Raw genomic sequence first — 17,973 nt, forward strand, 5'->3', positions numbered from 1 at the left:
GCCCTCCACTGCATAGGTCAAAGATATCGCGATGGACACCCACGCCCGCATCCAGAAACTCTTCCGGGACAGCATCGAAACCAAGCGTCAGGCCATGGAAGTCCTGATTCCTCATATCGATCTGGCCAGCCAAGTCATGGTTGCGGCCCTGCTCAACGAAGGCAAGATCCTCACCTGTGGCAACGGCGGATCCGCCGGCGATGCCCAGCATTTCTCCTCGGAACTGCTGAATCGCTTCGAGCGCGAGCGCCCCAGCCTGCCGGCCCTGGCCCTGACCACCGACAGCTCGACGCTGACGTCCATCGCCAACGACTACAGCTACAACGAGGTGTTCTCCAAGCAAATCCGCGCCCTGGGTCAGCCTGGCGACATCCTCCTCGCCATCTCCACCAGCGGCAACTCGGCCAACGTGATCCAGGCGATCCAGGCCGCCCACGACCGCGAGATGACCGTGGTCGCCCTCACCGGCCGCGACGGCGGTGGCATGGCCTCCCTGCTGCTGCCCGAGGACGTCGAGATCCGCGTGCCCGCCAAGGTCACCGCCCGCATCCAGGAAGTGCACCTGCTGGTGATCCACTGCCTGTGCGACCAGATCGATCAGCAACTGTTTGGAAGCGAAGAATGAAAAAAGCTCCTCTGCTCGCCATCCTGGCGCTGTCCTTTGCCGTGGTCGGCTGCAGCAACGTGGTCACTGCCAGCCGCGACAAGCCCATCGACGACAACCGCGGCACCCGCACCCTGGGCAGCACAGTGGATGACGCCCTGATCGAGACCAAGGCCGCGGTCAACATCTCCAAGGCCAACTCCGACCTGGCCAGTTCGCACATCGTGGTGGTGAGCTACAACGGCGTGGTGCTGATCGCTGGCCAGACGCCGCGAGCCGACCTCAAGGCCCAGGCCGAACAGGCCGTACGCAGTGTGCAGCGGGTCAAGACGGTCCATAACGAGCTTCAGGTGACGGGCAACTCCTCGCTGCTGGCACGCAGCAACGACTCCTGGTTGACCACCCGCATCAAGGCCCAGATGTTCGCCGACGAGGACATCCCAGGCTCGCGCATCAAGGTGGTCACGGAAAACGGCATCGTCTATCTGCTGGGCCTGGTGACCCAGCAGGAAGCCAATCACGCCGTACAGCTGATCCAGAGCGTTTCGGGTGTCCAGCGCATCGTGAAGCTGTTCGAGTACATCAACTGATCGTATTCGCCGCCCAACAAAAAGCCCCGCCAATGCGGGGCTTTTTGTTGGGCGGTGGCTGGCGTCAGGCGGCCTGCCACTCACGCTCGGCTTCGTCGCGGGTCTTGCTCAGGCGTACCTGGCTGCCTTCCACGGACTGGACCCAGCTCAACGGAATGTAGTGATGCTTGCCATCGGCATCCTGATCGCGCTTGGTCAGCTTGATGCGATCGGCGCCTTCCATATGATCGACGGTGCCCACGTGCTGGCCGTCCGAACCGACAACTTCCGCATGCTCTTTGATCTGGGTTGCATCTACCATGGTGGTTCTCCGGCAGGTTAAGAAAAAGGAGGCCGCTCTTTCAGCGCCTGCAGGATAGGAGGCATGAAGCGCCGTCTGGGTTCGCCCTCTGCCGACGAAAGGCCATCATCATGGTCACAGCCCCATGACCATCGAGAGGATTCGCCAATGAGCGATGAGCCAAGCAAGCTGACCCGCTCCAAGGAGCGCTGGGCACAGGAGGGGCGCTTCCTGACCGGGCAGAGCGCACGTCCGGAAAGCGAACGCCTGCCCCCCGGCCAGCATCGCGTCAGCAACTGGCCGGTTCTGGATCTGGGTGTACGGCCGGAGGTCAGCCACGAGCGCTGGCAACTGGCGGTCACCGGGGCGGTCCGCAGGACGCTGCGCTGGAACTGGGATACCTTCGCGGCCCGAGCGACCACCCAGGCGGTCAGCGACATGCATTGCGTCACCACCTGGTCGCGTTACGACAATCGCTGGATCGGCCTGCCGGTCAGCGAGCTGCTGGAAGAAGTGCAGCCACGGGAAGACGCCACCCATGTGCTGTTGCACAGCTACGACGGCTACATCACCAATCTGCCCCTGGCCGACTTCGCCGCGCCCGGCGCCATGCTGGTACACAGCTGGGAGGGCCAGCCCCTGACGGCCGAGCACGGCGGCCCGGTGCGGGCATTGATCCCGCACCTCTATCTGTGGAAAAGCGCCAAATGGCTCAGACGCATCGATTTCCGCGTGGGCGATACGCCCGGCTTCTGGGAAATGCGCGGCTACCATGACCGTGGCGACCCCTGGCAGGAGCAGCGCTACTCGGACGACAGCTGATGGCACCAGAGCCTTTGACTAGGTTCCTAGGGTGCCGCCGGGGCCAGTTGCAGCTCTACGGGCTCGCCGGGATTGAGGCTGCGGATCCGGAACTCGTCACGCTTGAGACTGAGGATTTCCGTGGGATAGGTGATGCCTTCCTCGATGAGGTTCAGGCCCTTCTCGGTCCGCGTCCAGCGCCCCAGGGAGGGCTGGCTGCTCGGTGAGGCCATCACCAGGGTGCCATCGCTGAGGAAGACGTACAGCATGCCGGGTTCGATGCTGTTGCTGGTCTTGATCTGCCAGACCTTGTTGACGAAGCTTTCCTGGGTGCTGCCCGTCTTGTCGCCACCGCCCTGGACATAGCCGATCAAGCCGGCCACCACGCACAGCGCTCCTATCACCAGCACCACTGCGCGCCAGTAACGACGCGCCTTGTCTTGCAAACTCATGTCACTCCTTGGGTGTTCTTGAGACTGGCCAGGTAGGTACCCAGCGGTGGGCGCTCCTGGAAGTAGCCATGCAGACCAGCAAAGATCGAATCGGCCAGCTGCTTCTGGTGACGGCTGTCGAGCAGCCGCCGGCAGTCGCGGTCATTGGAAATGAAGCCCGTCTCGACCAGGATCGAGGGGATGTCCGGTGATTTGAGCACGGCGAAGCCAGCCTGCTCCACCCGTTTCTGGTGCAGATTGGTGATGCTCGACAATTGCCCCAGCACCTTCTGGCCCAGGTCCAGACTCGACGAGATGGTGGCATTCATCGACATGTCCAGCAGCACCCCCGCGAGCATGGGGTCACGGCCCTTGAGGATCTCGTTGGCACCGATCAGGTCGACGTTGTTCTCGCTATCGGCCAGGAAGCGCGCCGTGGTCGAGGTCGCGCCACGCTCGGACAGGGCATAGACCGAGGCGCCATAGGCGGTACGCCGCGGTGCGGCATCGGCATGCACCGATACGAACATGTCGGCGTTGTAGCTGCGCGCCACCTCGACACGCTTGCGCAACGGCACGAAGAAGTCGTCGTTGCGCACCAGTTTGGCCTTGAAGCCCTTCTGCAGATTGATCCGGCGCGCGAGATTCTGCGCCACGATCAGGGCGATGTCCTTTTCCCGATCACCGCGCGCACTCAGGGCGCCAGGGTCCTTGCCACCGTGTCCGGCATCGACCACGACCATGATGTCGCGCCCCGAGGCCAGGCCCCTGCCCCGCTTGACCTCCAGCGGCGGCTCGGCATCGACCGGCTTGCGCGCTGCCACGACCGGTGCCCCGGCACGCTTGAGATCGAGCACCAGGCGATTGGCCGCGCCCTCGCCGGGGCCGAGGACGAAGCTTTCCATCTCCACCGGATGGGCCAGCTCCAGCACCACGCGAGTGTCCTGGGGACCATATTGAGCACTGCGGACGGCCCGCACGGGCGAACCTTTCAGCGCCAGGTGATTGAGTACCGCAGGCGCCTGGGTGTCGGCGAGATCGAGAATGATGCGATCCGGCGCAACCAGGGTGAAGGTCTTGTAACGCACCGGCCCGGTGAGATCGAAGACCAGGCGGAGCTTGTCGGCGTCCTGCCAGGCCCGGGCACCCTTGAGTTGCTGACGGGCGGCAAATGCCGGCAACCCGACAGGCAAGGTCATGCCAGCCAGGATCAGATTGAGCAGACGACGGCGATTCATGGAGTCCTCGCGAGAAACGAGAAACGGCTGGGAAGTTACAACATAACGCTAAAGATCGCCTGCCACCTGACGCCTGTCAACTGCCGTTTAGACAAAATATTCCTTTGAAAACCGTGGCATAGCGTTCGTTTGCAGAATCAGCTTTAGATACAGTCACTTGCCGTCGCCAAAGGGGCCGGCGTCAGAAAGGCAAAGCGCAAGAAGTGCGACGGAAAGCGAATTTATCGGCGCCGTCATCGTCGAAGTGTCAGGCACTTCCGCCTTTGAAGGGATCACACCATGAACAAGAAGATTGCAGTCGCGGCCGCCCTGCTGGCCGGCACCGTCCTGGCGGGCTGCTCCTCGGTAAAGAACACGGCCGACTACACCGTGGGTCGCGTCGAATTTCGCGAGCAGCCCCTGGTGAAACAGATTGAAAAGGGTATGCCCAAGGCTGACGTCCTGCGTATCGGTGGCACCCCGTCGAGCACCTACACCCGCAAGTATCGTCCGGGTACCTGCAACAACTATGTCCTCAACAAGGACGGCAAGGAGCAGGTCTATTCGATCGGCTTCGACAGCATGAACCGTGTTGACAGCAAGGACTTCGAGACCTGCGAAAGCGCAGACCGCGCCTGAGTGAGGGAGCTGACCGGCCAACCAGGCCGGGTGTCCTGAAGGGCGCTGGCGGCGTCTGATGGACAGGATGGGCGAGTGGCAGCACCATTGGCCCTCGCCATCCCCGACCGTTGCGCCGACGTCATGCACTGCGGATCGACGCATGCTCGGCCAGCGCCGCCAGGCTCTACCCATCGTTCCAAGGAATTCAGGCATGTCCAGACGTCACCTCATACTCACAGCTGCGGTGCTTTCCCTGACTGGCTGCGGTGGCTATGACTACAGCTGCGATGCGGCCAAGACCGCCGAAATGGTTCGTCAGCAATACGCCCAGACCATCAACGAAATCTACGCGGACGACATCACCGCCGGGCAGCCCGCGCTGGAAGCCGGTCAGGTCTCGCTGGTCGACATCAAGACCCAGGAAGAGCCATCGGACAGTGGCGACGCAGGCTTCTACACCTGCAACGCGACCGTCGAAGCCACCTGGCCCAAGGCCGCCCTGGAGCGCCTGGCACCTGCCGCCGCCCAGTTGGCCAGCGTCGGTGCCATCCTCGAAAATGGTCATCTGCGCCACGCGCTCAGCTATGAGTCTTCCCTGGAAGGCAGCGAGAAGCAGCGCGTCGACATCACCCTGCCCGAGGCCGTGGAGTTGAGCCTGAAGACCCTGGCGGGCCAGGAGCCCATGGACGAATACCTGGAAGACGCCCCCGACGGCGAACAGGAAGCGCCCTGAGCCACCGGCGCCCGCGCTGCTGTGCAGCCCTGGCGCCCGCGTGTATGATCGACTTTCCCCTCGCCAGCATCCTCCGGCGGGTTCGTGAGCCCTGGTGCCCCTGTGGTGATCCCGCACGGCGTCGCCGCCCTCCGGCCCGGCATTCGTCACTCCGCGTTTGCACCGTGCCCCGCCTGCGCTCACGATGATCAGAACCGTGACCTAAAAGCCGCCTCGGAGAGACGCTTCATGCCTGACTATCGTTCGAAAACCTCTACCCAGGGCCGCAACATGGCTGGCGCCCGGGCGCTCTGGCGCGCCACCGGGATGAAGGATGAAGACTTCAAGAAGCCGATCATCGCCATCGCCAACTCCTTTACCCAGTTCGTACCCGGCCACGTGCACCTCAAGGACCTCGGTCAGCTGGTCGCTCGCGAGATCGAAAGGGCCGGCGGCGTGGCCAAGGAATTCAACACCATCGCCGTGGACGACGGCATCGCCATGGGCCACGACGGCATGCTCTATTCGCTGCCGAGCCGCGAGATCATCGCCGACGCCGTGGAATACATGGTCAACGCCCATTGCGCCGATGCGCTGGTATGCATCTCCAACTGCGACAAGATCACCCCCGGCATGCTGATGGCCGCCTTGCGCCTGAACATCCCGGTGGTGTTCGTCTCCGGCGGCCCCATGGAAGCCGGCAAGACCAAGCTGGCCAGCCACGGCCTGGACCTGGTGGATGCCATGGTCATCGCCGCCGACAGCTCGGCCAGCGACGAGAAGGTCGCCGAATACGAACGTAGCGCCTGCCCCACCTGTGGCAGCTGCTCGGGCATGTTCACTGCCAACTCCATGAACTGCCTGACCGAGGCCCTGGGCCTGGCCCTGCCGGGCAACGGCTCGACCCTGGCCACCCACGCCGATCGCAAGGAGCTGTTCCTCCAGGCTGGCCGCACCGTCGTCGAGCTGTGCCGCCGCTACTATCAGGAGAACGACGAGTCCGCCCTGCCGCGCAACATCGCCTCCTATGCGGCCTTCGAGAATGCCATGACCCTGGATATCGCCATGGGCGGCTCGACCAACACCATCCTGCACCTGCTGGCCGCTGCCCAGGAAGCCGAGGTGGACTTCGACCTGCGCAATATCGATGCCCTGTCGCGCAAGGTGCCGCAGCTGTGCAAGGTGGCGCCGAACATCCAGAAGTACCACATGGAAGACGTGCACCGTGCCGGTGGCATCTTCAGCATCCTGGGTGAACTGGCCCGTGGCGGCCTGCTCCACACCGACCTGCCCACGGTACACAGTCGCACGCTGGGCGAAGCCATCGAGAAGTGGGACATCACTCTGACCCAGGACGAGGCGGTGAAGACCTTTTTCCTTGCCGGTCCGGCGGGTATCCCGACCCAGGAAGCCTTCAGCCAGGCCACCCGCTGGGACAGCCTGGACGATGACCGCGCCGAAGGCTGCATCCGCAGCGTCGAGCACGCCTACTCCCAGGAAGGCGGTCTGGCCGTGCTCTACGGCAACATCGCCCTGGATGGCTGTGTGGTGAAGACCGCCGGCGTGGACGAATCCATCCATGTGTTCGAAGGCAACGCCAAGGTGTTCGAGAGCCAGGACGCGGCGGTACGCGGCATCCTGGCCGACGAGGTCAAGGCGGGCGACATCGTCATCATCCGCTACGAGGGTCCCAAGGGCGGTCCGGGCATGCAGGAGATGCTCTACCCCACCAGCTACCTGAAGTCCAAAGGGCTGGGCAAGCAGTGCGCCCTGCTCACCGATGGCCGCTTCTCCGGTGGCACCTCGGGCCTGTCCATCGGCCATGCCTCGCCGGAAGCGGCTGCGGGCGGCGCCATCGGCCTGGTGCGCGACGGCGACAAGGTACTCATCGACATCCCCCAGCGCAGCATCAACCTGCTGGTGAGTGACGAAGAGCTCTCTCATCGCCGCATCGAGCAGGACAAGCAGGGCTGGAAACCGGTCCACCCCCGTACCCGCCGCGTCACCACGGCGCTCAAGGCCTATGCGCTGCTGGCCACCAGCGCCGACAAGGGCGGCGTGCGCGACAAGGCGCTGCTGGGCTGACCGCTGTACCCGGGCGACGGCGCCTGCCGTCGCCCTTCCCTACTGATCCGCTCCTGTCTCTTTCTTTCCGGCCCCCGCCCTAGCTCCGCCTTCTCGCTGCACCTCCTGACCTTACCGCAGCCATCTGCCACGACGCCCATTCCAGAGGGATTCACCGTTGCTTGGCTTGCTAATTTTGTAGAAGCGCAACCTGTGATTCAGCTCACACCTAGCGATTCGCGAGCCGCTAGGCCGTTGAGTGATCAAAGGCTACCCTCCGTCTGCCGCTGAATTGATTCAGCGATAAGTTTGTAGTCAGGTTGAGCCCCAATGGTCACACCTATGCTGATCTTCCGCTGGAGCACGGCGGGTCAGGTGTAGGCCAGGCACGCGTCACACAACAACAATAAACAGGGAACATAAATGAATAAGAAAAAGGCTATGCCCTTGGCTAGGGTTTCGGTCGCCTCCTTGATGAGCACCCTTCTGCTGATTCCTTCGGCACACGCCCTGGAAACCATCGGGTACTTCCGTACCGGGCTCGGCGATTCCTCCGGTTCTGACTCCATGCGCTGCTTCAAGCTGCAGGGCGCGCAGTCCAAGTACCGCCTGGGCAACGAGTGCGAACAGTACGGCGAACTGGCACTCAAGCAGGACGTCCTGACCCTCAACGACGGCTCGGCAGTCGGCGTATACGGAATGGGCAGCTTCTTCAACCGCTACGACCGCACCCCGACCTTCAACGGGGACAATGGCGAGATCCGTGCCGTCCAGGCCTATGCCTACTGGAACAACATCGCCGCGCTGAACGGCGGTAATCTCTGGGCCGGCCGCCGTTACTACAAGCGGAACGACATCCACATCTCCGACTTCTTCTACTGGAACCAGAGCGCCACCGGCGGCGGTATCGAGGACGTCAACATCGGCGGTCTCAAGTACAGCCTGGCCTTCTCGCGCAAGGACAACCAGAACCAGAAGGACTTCCAGAACCGCCTCGACTTCAACGTCGCCGGCTTCAACACCAATCCGAATGGCTCGCTGGAAATCGGCGTCAGCTATCTGGACAAGCCCACCAATCAGCCCAATGCCAACAGCGGTGTAGCGGTCACGCTGCAACACAAGCAGGCCAACTTCATGGGTTGGGGTGGTGTGAACACCTTTGCCGTGCAGCGCGGCCAGGGCCCGGGCACCGCCTTGGGCAGCACCGGCGATCCGACCCTGAGCAGCGCCGACGTCTCCTATCGCGTCGTCGACTTCTTCGACTGGCAGATCAGCCGCTACTGGGGTGGCCAGATCGCCGCGGTCTACCAGAAGGACGAACGTCCCAACGGCAATGACCTGCGCTGGACCTCGCTGGGTGGCCGCCTGGTGTACGGCATCACCGACCAGTTCAAGTTCTCCACCGAGCTGGGCCATGATCAGGTGCAGGCTCCCGGCGGCACCCGCAAGCTGACCAAGCTGACCCTGGCGCCCACCTGGTCGCCCAAGGGCCCGGAATTCAAGACCCGTCCGGAGTTCCGCCTGTTCTATACCTATGCGGCCTGGAACCGGGCAGCGCAGCAGGCAGCCGATGATTTCGACGCCGGCTCCGCGCTGTCGAGCACCGGTACCTTCGGCAACGACCTGCACGGCTCCAACATCGGCTTCCAGATCGAGCAGTGGTGGTAGCCATCCTCCGCCGCGACCGGCGTGCTGCCGGTCGCGTTCTCGTCCGCGAACCTGAGCGCACAACAATGAAAAGAACCGTCTCCCTTTCCGCCTTCACCGGCTGCCTGCTGGCCGCCGCCCTGGCCAGCGCCACCGCCCAGGCGGCCCCCGTGTCCGCCTGCCTCATCACCAAGACCGATACCAACCCCTTCTTCGTCAAGATGAAGGAAGGTGCCAGCGCCAAGGCCAAGGAGCTGGGCATGACGCTCAAGGCCTATGCCGGCAAGATCGATGGCGACAGCGAAAGCCAGGTGGCGGCCATCGAGACCTGCATCGCCGATGGCGCCAAGGGCATTCTCATCACCGCCTCGGATACCAAGGGTATCGTCCCCAATCTGCAAAAGGCCCGCGAGGCCGGTCTGCTGGTGATCGCCCTGGATACCCCCCTGGACCCGGTGGGCGCCGCCGACATGACCTTCGCCACCGACAACCTGCTGGCCGGCAAGCTGATCGGCCAGTGGGCTCGGGAGACCCTGGGCGACAAGGCCAAGGACGCCCGGGTGGCCTTTCTCGACCTGAACGCCTCCCAGCCCTCGGTGGACGTCCTGCGCGACCAGGGCTTCATGCTCGGCTTCGGCATAGATCCCAAGGATCAGAACCGCATCGGCGACGAGACCGACTCGCGCATCGTCGGCCACGACGTGACCAACGGCAACGAGGAAGGTGGGCGTGCAGCGATGGAAAATCTGCTGCAGAAGGACCCGACCATCAACGTGGTGCACACCATCAACGAACCGGCTGCGGCCGGTGCCTACGAGGCGCTCAAGGCCGTGGGTCGCGAGAAGGACGTGTTGATCGTCTCCATCGACGGCGGCTGCCCGGGCGTGCACAACGTGGCGGACGGCGTCATCGGCGCCACCTCTCAGCAATACCCGCTGCAGATGGCCGCGCTGGGCATCGAGGCGATCAAGACCTTTGCCGACACGGGCAAGAAGCCTACCGCCACCGAAGGCAAGAGCTTTGTCGACACCGGCGTGAAGCTGGTGACGGACAAGCCGGTACCCGGCATCCAGTCCATCGACAGCAAGACCGCCCTGCAGAAATGCTGGGGCTGATGCCAGTCGTCTAGCCTGAGCAGACCGGTCGCCCCGCCTGAGCGTTTTCGCCTCGGCGCGGGCGACCGACTCTCGGCTGCTTTCCCGCTATCAGGAGATTGCCATGAGCGATCCGACCTCGCCCTCCTCGTCCGGCCAGCCCTTCGAACAGGTGCTCAAGCACAGCGCCACGGAAGTCGCCTCCTTCGCCCGTGACGAGCGCAGCCCACTCGTCAAATTCCGCCACTTCCTGCATTCGCGTCCTTCGGCGGTCTCGCTGCTGGTGCTGCTGTTGTCACTGGGCATCTTTGGCGCCCTGCTGGGTGGCAAATTCTTTTCCGCCTTCGCCCTCACCCTGATCCTGCAACAGGTCGCCATCACCGGGATCGTGGGCGCGGCCCAGACCCTGGTGGTGATCACCGCCGGCATCGACCTTTCGGTGGGCGCCATCATGGTGCTGTCCTCGGTGGTCATGGGCCAGTTCACCTTTCGCTACGGCCTGCCGGTGGAGCTGTCGATCCTCTGCGGCCTGGTGGTGGGCACCCTGTGCGGCATGGCCAACGGCTGGCTGATCGCCCGCATCAAGCTGCCACCCTTCATCGTCACCCTGGGCATGTGGCAGATCGTGCTCGCGGCCAACTTCCTCTATTCGCGCAACGAGACCATCCGCGCCCAGGAAATCGGTGCGACGGCGCCCCTGCTGCAGGTGTTCGGTGACAACTTCCGCCTGGGCGGTGCCGTCTTCACCTATGGCGTGATCGCCCTGGTGGTGCTGGTCGCCCTGCTCTGGTACGTGCTCAATCACACCGCCTGGGGCCGACATCTCTATGCGGTAGGCGACGATCCCGAGGCCGCGGCGCTGGCCGGGGTCAACGTCAGGCGCATGCTGATCACCGTGTACGGGCTGTCCGGACTCATCTGCGCCTTCGCCGGCTGGGTCCTGATCGGCCGCATCGGCTCGGTCTCGCCCACCGCCGGCCAGTTCGCCAACATCGAGTCCATCACCGCCGTGGTGATCGGCGGCATCTCGCTGTTCGGCGGGCGCGGCTCGATCCTCGGCATGCTGTTCGGCGCTCTCATCGTCGGCGTCTTCGCCCTGGGCCTGCGCCTGCTGGGTACCGACGTGCAATGGACCTATCTGCTGATCGGCACGCTCATCATCGCGGCCGTGGCTATCGACCAATGGATCAGAAAGGCGGCCAGCTGATGACTACCGAACCCCTGCTGATGGCACGCGGCCTGGTGAAGCGCTATGGCCGCGTCACCGCCCTCGACCATGCCGACTTCGACCTGCTGCCCGGCGAGATCCTGGCGGTGATCGGTGACAACGGCGCCGGCAAGTCCTCGCTGATCAAGGCCATCTCCGGTGCCCTGCGCCCGGACGAGGGCGAGATCCGCTTCGAGGGCCAGCCAGTGCAGTTCGCCTCGCCCATCGCCGCGCGGCGTGCCGGCATCGAGACGGTCTACCAGAACCTGGCGCTGTCGCCGGCGCTGTCCATCGCCGACAACCTCTTTCTTGGACGCGAACTGCGCAAGCCGGGGCTGCTGGGCACCCTCTGCCGGACCCTGGACCGCAAGGAAATGGAGCGCATCGCCCGGGAAAAACTCTCCGAACTGGGATTGATGACCATCCAGAACATCAACCAGGCGGTGGAAACCCTTTCCGGTGGCCAGCGCCAGGGCGTGGCCGTGGCCCGGGCGGCGGCCTTCGGCTCCAAGGTCATCATCCTCGACGAGCCCACGGCAGCGCTGGGGGTGAAGGAATCGCGCAAGGTGCTGGAGCTGATCCTCGATGTGCGGGCCCGCGGCATCGCCATCGTGCTGATCTCGCACAACATGCCCCATGTGTTCGAGATCGCCGATCGCATCCACATCCATCGACTGGGTCGCCGGCTGACGGTGATCGACCCGCGCGAGCACTCCATGGCCGATGCGGTGGCACTCATGACCGGTGCCCAGACGGTGGCCGCCTAGTCGACTTCGACTGACCAGGCATCCTCCCGGGTCTTCCAGCCGGCAGTCGCCTTGGAAGACCTGGGAGGGGCCGCCTACCCAGACGCGGATCGTCGCTTCTGCGACGAAAATCTGACCGAACGCTCAAGTTATCGCGTACCGGCACCGATAAAGCCTGAATAATTATTTCGGAGCTATACGCCGTGCCTGCCTTGTCGTTGAAACAGAAACTCTCGTTGTCTGCCACCGCGGCCGTGCTGGTGGTGGGTGTAGGTCTGACGACCATCAATTTCTTCAACACCCGTGCGGCCCTCGAAGCCTCCACGGTCGAACAGCTGAAGACCGTCAGCTTCGTCTTCAATGGCGGTGTCCGTCAGTGGTTCGACGGCAAGGCCGCCGCGTTGCGCGCCCTGGCGGCGGACACCCAGGAGACGAACCTTCCGGCCGGTCTCAATCAGGTCAAGCGTTCCGGCGGTTTCGACAACGTCTTCTACGCCCGCGGCGATGGCAGCCAGGTCAATGCCAACGGCGCCCAGTTGCCGCCGGACAACAACGACCCGCGCAAATGGCTGTGGTACCAGCAGGCGATGCAGAATCCCGGCAAGGTGTTCTTCTCCATACCCACGGTGGCGGCGGCGACCAAGCAGAACGTGCTGTCCCTGGGCTGGGCGTTGCAATCCGGTGGCAACACCAGCGCCATCCTCGGCGCCGACGTCAGCATCAGCGACATCCTCGATCAGCTCAAGCGGGTGCAGCTGCCGGGTGCCGGCAGCGCCGTACTGGTCAACGGTCAGAACATCGTGCTGGGGCATGAAAACACCGCCCTGCTGGCCAAGCCGCTCACCGAGCTCTATCCCCAGCTCACCGCGGACACCCTCCAGCGGCTGGCCCAGGCGCCCGGTGAGCGCTATATCGAGACCAACGCCGGCCAGCGGCTCTATGCCGCGCCCATGAATCGCGACGGCGAGACCCTGGTGATGATCGTCGATAGCGGCGTCCTGCTGGCACCGCTACAGCGGCAACTCTGGATCAGCATCGCCATCCTGGCCGTGGTGCTGGGTGGCTCGCTGGTGCTCATCAACCTGCTGTGCAGCTATCTGCTGCGGCCGCTGGGCGTGGTCTCGAACGGTCTGCAGGTGATCGCCGATGGCCAGGGCGACCTGACCCGGCGCATCGCCGTACAGAGCAACGATGAAGTCGGCGGCCTCGCCGGCCACTTCAACCAGTTCGTGGCCAGTCTGCACGGCTTGATCGGCGGCGTGCGCCAGCATGCCCAGAGCGTGGACGCCGAATCGCAAAAGGTCCTGCAGCGCAGCGCCGCGGCCACCCAGGAACTGGGGCGTCTGCAGCAGGAGATCACCCTGGTCGCCACCGCCGTGACCGAGATGTCTTCCGCGACCCAGGAGATCGCCCGCAACGCCGAGCAGACCGCCGAGGCCATCCGGCAGTCCTCCGACAGCACCACCCAGGGCCTGACCCTGGTGCAGACCAGCAAGCAGTCCATCAACAGCCTGGCCCAGGAAGTGGATGACGCCACCCGGGTGATCGGCGAGCTGGATCATCACTCGCAGGCCATCGCCAAGGTCCTCGACAGCATCCAGAGCATCGCCGAGCAGACCAACCTGCTGGCACTGAACGCGGCCATCGAAGCAGCCCGGGCCGGCGAGCATGGCCGTGGCTTCGCGGTGGTCGCCGACGAGGTGCGGACGTTGTCGCAGCGCACCCAGGCGTCGACGCGGGAGATCAACGAGACCATCGGCACCCTCCAGCAGATGACCCGCCAGGCGGTGCAGCGCATGGACAGCAGCATGGCCATCGCCGAACGCAGCGTCGCCGACGTGGAACGCGCCTCCAGCGCCCTGGAAGAGATCGCCCAGAGCGCCGGCATCATCGCCGAGATGTCTCTGCAGATCGCCACGGCGGCCGAGGAACAGACCTCGGTCACCGAGGAGATCACCCGCAACGTGATCACCATCAAGGGGCTTGGCGATACCCTGGCCAGCGGCGCCGAGGATTCGGAGCGGCAATCGCGCTCCCTGCAGCATCACGCCGCCGACCTCAACCGCGACGTGGCGCGCTTCATCCTGTAAGGCACCCGGGACACCTGCGGGCGACCAGCCAACAGGTGTCCCCTGGCCGAAGATCCTGCGCTCCGGGGCGGGCATCCGGTAAGATCGGCGCTTTTTCCGCGACGACCCGCCCATGTCCCAGTCTCCTCGCTCCGAACTGCTCTATGGTCCCCAGGACCGACCTCGTCCGCTGCCCGCCTTGCTGGCCGCCATCCAGCACCTGCTGGCGATCATCGTGCCCATCGTCACCCCGGGACTGCTGATCTGTCAGGCCCTGGGCGTCTCGCCGCGCGACACCAACCTGATCGTTTCCATGTCGCTGGTGATCTCCGGCATCGCCACCTTCGTCCAGTGTCGGCGCTTCGGGCCATTCGGCGCCGGCCTGCTGATCGTCCAGGGCACCAGCTTCAACTTCGTCGGCCCACTGATCGCCGGTGGCGCCCTGATGGTCAAGAACGGTACCCCGGTGGAAGCCGTGATGGCGGCCATCTTCGGCGTGGTCATGGCGGGCTCCTTCGTCGAGATGGGCGTGTCGCGGGTGCTGCCCTTCGTCAAGCGCCTCATTACCCCGCTGGTGACCGGCATCGTGGTGCTGATGATCGGCCTGACCCTGATCAAGGTCGGCCTGATCAGCATGGGCGGCGGCTTCGCGGCCCTGGGCAACGGCACCTTCGCCAATGGCGAGAACCTGCTGCTGTCGGGCACCGTGCTGGCCACCATCGTGGTGCTCAATCGCATCCCGCTGCGCGGCCTGCGCAGCAGCGCCATCGTCGTCGCCCTGTTGCTGGGCTATGCCCTGGCGGCCTGGCTGGGACGCCTGAATTTCACCGGCATGCATGACGCCGCCTGGGTGCAGATCCCCCTGCCACTGCACTTCGGCCTGGGCTTTTCCTGGTCGCTGTTCGTGCCGCTGCTGGTGATCTACCTGGTGACCTCGCTGGAGGCCATCGGCGACATCACCGCCACCAGCAAGGTCTCGCGCGAACCGGTGGAAGGCCCGCTGTGGATGAGCCGGATCAAGGGCGGGGTGCTGGTCAACGGCGCCAACTCGCTGCTGGCCGGACTCTTCAACACCTTTCCCAGCTCGGTGTTCGCCCAGAACAACGGGGTGATCCAGCTGACCGGTATCGCCAGTCGCCATGTCGGGCTGTGGATCGCCGCCATCCTGGTGCTGCTGGGCCTGTTCCCGGCGGTGGCCGGGGTGATCCAGGCGGTGCCCGAGCCAGTGCTCGGGGGCGCGGCCATGGTGATGTTCGGCGCGGTCGCCGCCTCGGGGATCAACATCCTTGCCGGCGTCGAACTGGACCGCCGCGCGCTGCTGATCATCGCCGTATCCCTGGCGCTGGGCCTGGGCATCTCCCAGGTGCCGGAATTCCTCGCCCATATGCCCGCCGGCCTGCGCGCGGTGCTGGAATCCGGCGTCGCCACCGGCGGCCTGTGCGCCCTGCTGATGAACTGGTTCCTGCCAGAAACGCCCAAGGCCGCCGACTAGACGGCCTTTTTCATCCGGGGGCTGAAGTTCCACGCAGGGGTGCCGATAGCCTGGGCAAGTCACCTGTGGACTCGCCGCGATCGTCGTTTCGACCGTGGGCGACCCACCCAGCAGAGCGCCCATGATCAGCCCGGATGTTCCTGTCGTTAAGGTACCGCTGCGCGAATATGCCGCCTTGGCGCGTGCCATGGGCGCCACCGTCTTTGCCCAGAACCTCGAGAAGCAGCCGGGCGAACTGGTCGGCTGGCGCTTTCCCAAGGGCTGCTTCGTGCAGAAGGCGCACTTCCAGATACTGCTGGGCCGCCAGCCGGAGACGCTCTAGCGAGGGTCTTCCTGGGCGGCCAGAAAACGCTGGGCCGCCGCCAGCTCGGTCTCGTTGAATACGGCGACACCCGCGCGTTTCAAGGCGGCTGCCGTGACGCCCTCACCTGCCACCCGGGTGCCGCTGAAGGTACCATCGTAATTTTCCAGATTGCCACAGGAAGGGCTGCGCGCCTTGAGCACGGCCAGGCGGATGCCATGACGCGCGACCAGTTCGAGCGCGGCCTCGGCGCCGGCAACGAACGCCGCGGTCACCTCCTCTCCCGTTTCGGTCACGACCGGCAGCCGGCCATCCAGCACGGCGCCACCCTGGCCGCCGGGGATCTCGGCGGGCGGACGCGGGGTGGGCAGGCCACCCGCCACTTCCGGACAGAGCGGCACGATGCGTCCCTCCTCCTGCCAGACGCCAAGCAGATCGAAGGGGCCATGGGCGCCACCGTCGTAGCGCACCCGATGCCCCAGCAGGCAACGACTCACCAGTATCTTTTCCATGCGTCCCTCCTGGTCAGACGCCAGTCCACTGTCTAAGCCTGCAGCGGATTCTCGCCGCGGCGGCGGAACCAGCCAGTGAGCGACAGCCGTTCGCGGGTGGCCGGCAGGACCTCGTGGGGCAACTGGCCGGAAAGAAAGCAGACCAGACTGCCGCCCAGGGGCAGGACGTCCTGCTGACGCTCCTGGTCGAGATAGAGGCGCAGCTCACCGCCCTGCTCCGGCAGCCAGGCATCGTTGAGATAGAGCACCAGGGAGACCATGCGCCGGTCATCGTCGCGGAAGCGATCCAGATGCCGGGCATAGAAGGCGCCAGGCGGATAGAGAGCGAAGTGGCTCTCGTAGTCTTCCAGGCCCAGGAACAGGGTGCGATTGAAGGCCTCGCGCAGGGTGTCCATCAGGTGCAGATAGCGCTGCACGCCCGGATGGGCATCGTCCGGCTCCAGCCAGGCGATGTGATCGCCACGGACCCCTTCGCGGATCAGCGGGCTGTCGCCGCGACCGATGCCGGCGCGCTCCAGTTCGCCGCGGGCATGGCGCAACCGGCACTCGGCCGCCAGCTCGGCGGTGAGATCCAGGGGCAGGAAGATGCTCTGCCGCGACCAGCCATGCTCGGCGAGATCGTCGACGATACGTTGCAGCAGGGGATGCTCGGGATGCAGAGCCATCACGAAAACCAGGCTAACCGGGCCAAGCCGGCGGGATGCCGAGTGTAAGAGAAGTCGGCCGCGCCTGCGCGCCTCCCTCGACCAGGCGACGAATGCCCGGGGTGAGCGCCTCGACAGCCAGCCTGGGGTTGCCGACAATGGCGGACTTTTCGGCTCCGCGCCGCTGCCCGAGGTGTCCATGCGCGTTCTGTTCGCTTCCCTGCTTTTCGCCATCAGCCTGCCCGCCCTGGCCGACGATACGGTCAGTCTCTATCAGGCCGCGGGTTGGCCCGAGCAGCGCGGACACTTCCGCGATGCCCTGCAGGCCGCCCAGCAGCGCTATCAGAACAGTCTGCCGCCGGCGCTCTACCAGAGCTTGGTCGACAACAGCAACAAGCGCTATACCGCCGCGGCCATCGACCAGCGTGCCCTGGCCGCGCTGCGCCAGAGTCTGCCTGCCGACGGCCCCGCGCTGCAGTTCTTCCAGTCGCCGGTGGGGCGCAAGGTGGTCGCCGCGGAAATCGCCGCCACGCGCAGCGATCAGCTGGCGAAGAATGCCAACGGCGTGCCCCAGGTGCAGGCCAGTCCTGCCCGTCGCGCCCAGGCCAAGCGCCTGGCCAGCGCCCTGCCCGTGCGTGAAGCCGGCGCCGAGGTCAGCGTGGCCCTGGCTGGCCTTGCGGCCGACAGCCTGAGCTCGATGCTGCCTGGGCTGATGGGGCAGCAGCAGTCGGGTGGGATGATCGAGCAGCAGCGGCAGCGATTCATCCAGCAGATGAATGCCGGTGATTTGGAAAACACCCTGCTCTATGTCTACCGTACCCTGAACGACAACGAACTCGGCCAGTTCGCCGACTTCGCCAGCTCGCCCAACGGCAGCGCCTACTACCGGGCCGCCGTGGCCGCGCTACGCGCCGGCCTGGGTAGCGGCGGTCAGTAAGGCT

19 protein-coding genes and 1 pseudogene are annotated in these 17,973 nt (G+C 65.0%); 15 read left to right on the forward strand and 5 right to left on the reverse strand.

The window, feature by feature from the left end:
* Nucleotides 1-31: 31 nt before the first annotated feature.
* On the forward strand, nt 32-625 hold the full coding sequence (locus PJ259_RS11215) for a phosphoheptose isomerase (protein ID WP_059315981.1): 594 nt from the start codon (nt 32-34) through the stop codon (nt 623-625).
* The gene (locus PJ259_RS11220) at nt 622-1,194 is read left to right on the forward strand and encodes a BON domain-containing protein (protein ID WP_059315982.1); all 573 of its coding nucleotides are present in this window, start codon (nt 622-624) and stop codon (nt 1,192-1,194) included. The genes PJ259_RS11215 and PJ259_RS11220 overlap by 4 nt, the downstream gene beginning before the upstream one ends.
* A gap of 64 nt (nt 1,195-1,258) precedes the next feature.
* Here PJ259_RS11220 and PJ259_RS11225 read toward each other — a convergent pair whose 3' ends face one another.
* The gene (locus tag PJ259_RS11225; protein WP_059315983.1) at nt 1,259-1,495 is read right to left on the reverse strand and encodes a DUF2171 domain-containing protein; all 237 of its coding nucleotides are present in this window, start codon (nt 1,493-1,495) and stop codon (nt 1,259-1,261) included.
* 147 nt (nt 1,496-1,642) lie between these two features.
* Here PJ259_RS11225 and PJ259_RS11230 point away from each other — a divergent pair, with 147 nt between their 5' ends.
* Complete coding sequence (locus PJ259_RS11230; protein ID WP_059315984.1) at nt 1,643-2,296, forward strand: sulfite oxidase-like oxidoreductase; 654 nt, start codon at nt 1,643-1,645, stop codon at nt 2,294-2,296.
* 26 nt (nt 2,297-2,322) lie between these two features.
* On the opposite strand, the gene PJ259_RS11235 is transcribed toward PJ259_RS11230, so the two are convergent.
* Both PJ259_RS11235 and PJ259_RS11240 read right to left on the reverse strand, forming a co-directional pair.
* Nucleotides 2,323-2,727, reverse strand: coding sequence for a hypothetical protein (locus PJ259_RS11235; RefSeq protein ID WP_271655785.1), 405 nt, complete (start codon nt 2,725-2,727; stop codon nt 2,323-2,325).
* On the reverse strand, nt 2,724-3,944 hold the full coding sequence (locus PJ259_RS11240; protein WP_271655786.1) for an N-acetylmuramoyl-L-alanine amidase: 1,221 nt from the start codon (nt 3,942-3,944) through the stop codon (nt 2,724-2,726). The genes PJ259_RS11235 and PJ259_RS11240 overlap by 4 nt, the downstream gene beginning before the upstream one ends.
* A 279-nt stretch (nt 3,945-4,223) precedes the next feature.
* Here PJ259_RS11240 and osmE point away from each other — a divergent pair, with 279 nt between their 5' ends.
* From osmE to PJ259_RS11290, 11 genes and pseudogenes are all read left to right on the forward strand, one after another.
* Nucleotides 4,224-4,562: an osmotically-inducible lipoprotein OsmE gene (gene osmE / locus PJ259_RS11245; RefSeq protein WP_059315987.1), complete on the forward strand. Its 339-nt coding sequence runs from the start codon at nt 4,224-4,226 to the stop codon at nt 4,560-4,562.
* 193 nt (nt 4,563-4,755) lie between these two features.
* The gene (locus PJ259_RS11250; RefSeq protein ID WP_271655787.1) at nt 4,756-5,277 is read left to right on the forward strand and encodes a hypothetical protein; all 522 of its coding nucleotides are present in this window, start codon (nt 4,756-4,758) and stop codon (nt 5,275-5,277) included.
* Nucleotides 5,278-5,505: 228 nt separating this feature from the next.
* Nucleotides 5,506-7,341 (forward strand): dihydroxy-acid dehydratase, encoded by a 1,836-nt coding sequence (gene ilvD / locus PJ259_RS11255; RefSeq protein ID WP_271655788.1) that lies wholly within the window; start codon nt 5,506-5,508, stop codon nt 7,339-7,341.
* Between the two features lie 453 nt (nt 7,342-7,794).
* Entirely contained in the window at nt 7,795-8,988 is a 1,194-nt protein-coding gene (locus PJ259_RS11260; RefSeq protein ID WP_231356057.1) for a maltoporin, read from the forward strand.
* Between the two features lie 65 nt (nt 8,989-9,053).
* Entirely contained in the window at nt 9,054-10,082 is a 1,029-nt protein-coding gene (locus PJ259_RS11265) for a sugar ABC transporter substrate-binding protein (protein WP_271655789.1), read from the forward strand.
* A gap of 103 nt (nt 10,083-10,185) precedes the next feature.
* On the forward strand, nt 10,186-11,268 hold the full coding sequence (locus PJ259_RS11270; protein ID WP_059315992.1) for an ABC transporter permease: 1,083 nt from the start codon (nt 10,186-10,188) through the stop codon (nt 11,266-11,268).
* Nucleotides 11,268-12,035, forward strand: coding sequence for an ATP-binding cassette domain-containing protein (locus tag PJ259_RS11275; protein WP_085984308.1), 768 nt, complete (start codon nt 11,268-11,270; stop codon nt 12,033-12,035). Before PJ259_RS11270 ends, PJ259_RS11275 begins: the two co-directional genes overlap by 1 nt.
* A gap of 242 nt (nt 12,036-12,277) precedes the next feature.
* Nucleotides 12,278-13,246: pseudogene (locus PJ259_RS22900) on the forward strand (cache domain-containing protein); the annotation flags it as partial.
* A 144-nt stretch (nt 13,247-13,390) separates the two neighbouring features.
* A complete protein-coding gene (locus tag PJ259_RS22905) occupies nt 13,391-14,104 on the forward strand; it encodes a methyl-accepting chemotaxis protein (protein WP_420480523.1) in 714 nt (237 codons plus the stop codon).
* Between the two features lie 112 nt (nt 14,105-14,216).
* Nucleotides 14,217-15,575 (forward strand): nucleobase:cation symporter-2 family protein, encoded by a 1,359-nt coding sequence (locus PJ259_RS11285; RefSeq protein ID WP_059315995.1) that lies wholly within the window; start codon nt 14,217-14,219, stop codon nt 15,573-15,575.
* A gap of 121 nt (nt 15,576-15,696) precedes the next feature.
* Nucleotides 15,697-15,897, forward strand: coding sequence for a hypothetical protein (locus PJ259_RS11290; RefSeq protein ID WP_059315996.1), 201 nt, complete (start codon nt 15,697-15,699; stop codon nt 15,895-15,897).
* On the opposite strand, the gene PJ259_RS11295 is transcribed toward PJ259_RS11290, so the two are convergent.
* Together PJ259_RS11295 and PJ259_RS11300 are read right to left on the reverse strand one after the other, a co-directional pair.
* Entirely contained in the window at nt 15,894-16,388 is a 495-nt protein-coding gene (locus tag PJ259_RS11295) for a DUF523 domain-containing protein (RefSeq protein WP_271655791.1), read from the reverse strand. The genes PJ259_RS11290 and PJ259_RS11295 overlap by 4 nt on opposite strands.
* 32 nt (nt 16,389-16,420) lie before the next feature.
* The gene (locus PJ259_RS11300) at nt 16,421-17,053 is read right to left on the reverse strand and encodes a 2OG-Fe(II) oxygenase (protein WP_059315998.1); all 633 of its coding nucleotides are present in this window, start codon (nt 17,051-17,053) and stop codon (nt 16,421-16,423) included.
* Nucleotides 17,054-17,231: 178 nt separating this feature from the next.
* On the opposite strand from PJ259_RS11300, the gene PJ259_RS11305 reads away from it, so the two are divergent.
* Nucleotides 17,232-17,969, forward strand: a complete 738-nt coding sequence (locus PJ259_RS11305; RefSeq protein ID WP_271655792.1) for a DUF2059 domain-containing protein — start codon at nt 17,232-17,234, stop codon at nt 17,967-17,969.
* The last annotated feature ends 4 nt before the right edge of the window (nt 17,970-17,973 follow it).

It is taken from the genome of Pseudomonas sp. JBR1 (genome assembly GCF_028198185.1).
GTDB lineage: Bacteria > Pseudomonadota > Gammaproteobacteria > Pseudomonadales > Pseudomonadaceae > Chryseomonas > Chryseomonas oryzihabitans_E.